Source organism: Rathayibacter iranicus NCPPB 2253 = VKM Ac-1602, assembly GCF_003149025.1.
Classification (GTDB): Bacteria; Actinomycetota; Actinomycetes; order Actinomycetales; family Microbacteriaceae; genus Rathayibacter; species Rathayibacter iranicus.
On record NZ_QGDV01000045.1, the window covers coordinates 1 to 1,497 of the forward strand.

Genomic DNA, 1,497 nt, shown 5'->3' on the forward strand with positions numbered 1-1,497 from the left:
CCCCGTTACTTTGTTCATGCCCGCTGGGAAGTGGTTCTGGTGGGTGGCCTGCTGGGCTCGGCATGATCGTGTGCCCCCTGTCGTTCGTATGATCTGGGGGGTGTTGTCACCGGGCTCGGTGTGGCGGCTGGTTATCGCTGATAGGGACAGGGCCCGGCTTCGCGCCGAGTGCCGTTCGTAACGTGGATGTCGAGACCTGCCGCCCGTGAGCAGGCCGATGTGGTAGCAGAGGAACTGAGGAGCGGAGAGTCTCGGGATGGGAATGAACATCACCGGATACGACGGGGTCGACGTGTTCATCGGAGTTGACGTCGGCAAGGGCGAACACCACGCGGTCGCGGTGGACCGGGCAGGTAAGCGCCTGTTCGACAAGGCTCTGCCGAACGAGGAAACGAAACTACGCGAGCTGATCCGCGGTCTCAAGGACCGTGGGACGGTGCTGTTCGTGGTCGATCAGCCGGCTACGATCGGGGCGCTGCCCCTCGCGGTCGCGCAAGCGGAAAACGTCTTGATCGGTTACCTGCCGGGGCTGGCGATGCGGCGCATCGCGGACCTACACGCGGGCGAGGCGAAGACCGACCGGCGTGACGCGGCGATCATCGCCGAGGCCGCCCGGACGCTTCCGCACGCGCTGAGATCGCTCGCGCTCGCGGACGAGCAGGTCGCGGAACTGTCGATGCTCTGCGGCTTCGATGACGACCTCGCGCAGCAGATCAACGCGACCGGCAACCGCATCCGCGGCCTGCTCACCCAAATCCACCCGACACTGGAACGGGTGATCGGGAAGCATCTGGACCACCCAGCGATCGTGGATCTGTTGCAGCGCTACCCCTCGCCCGCGGCTCTGGCAGCGGCAGGCGAGAAGCGCCTCGGCGACCGGCTCAGCAAGCTCGCGCCCCGCATCGGACGCCGCCTCGCGGCCGGAATCGTCCAAGCGCTCTCGGAGCAGACGGTGGTCGTGGTCGGCACGAACGCGGCCGCTCTCGTGCTGCCGCGGCTGGCGAAGCAACTCGCGGACCTGCGCCAACAACGCGACGATATCGCGGTCGAAGTCGAACGCTTGGTGGAGGCCCACCCTCTTCACCCCGTCCTGACGAGCATGCCCGGGGTCGGCGTCAGGACCACAGCCCGACTCCTCACCGAAGTCGCCGGCAAAAGCTTCGCCACCGCCGCACACCTCGCCTCCTACGCCGGCCTCGCGCCCGTCACACGGCGATCCGGGTCCTCGATCCGCGGCGAGCACGCCTCCCGACGAGGGAACAAGCTCCTCAAACGAGCCCTGTTCCTCTCCGCATTCGCGGCCCTCCGCGACCCCGTCTCCCGCGCCTACTACGACCGCAAAATCGCACAAGGAAAACGCCACAACGAGGCCCTGATCGCCCTCGCACGACGACGCTGCGACGTCCTCCACGCCATGATCCGCGACGGCAGCCTCTACCACCCCCGAACCCCACTGCCAGCCACCGCCGCTTGACAAACCACATAGGGACACCCCCC

Annotated in this window: 1 protein-coding gene; it reads left to right on the top strand. The window is 67.2% G+C overall.

The genetic code is table 11. The features are described 5' to 3' along the window. Positions 1–262 precede the first annotated feature (262 nt). Positions 263–1,474, top strand: a complete 1,212-nt coding sequence (locus tag B0H03_RS16015) for an IS110 family RNA-guided transposase (RefSeq protein WP_104354426.1) — start codon at positions 263–265, stop codon at positions 1,472–1,474. Positions 1,475–1,497: the final 23 nt, after the last annotated feature.

Excerpts from the sequence above, each read along its gene's own strand:
- B0H03_RS16015 (WP_104354426.1), top strand. The coding sequence starts at position 263 with ATGAACATCACCGGATACGACGGGGTCGACGTGTTCATCGGAGTTGAC.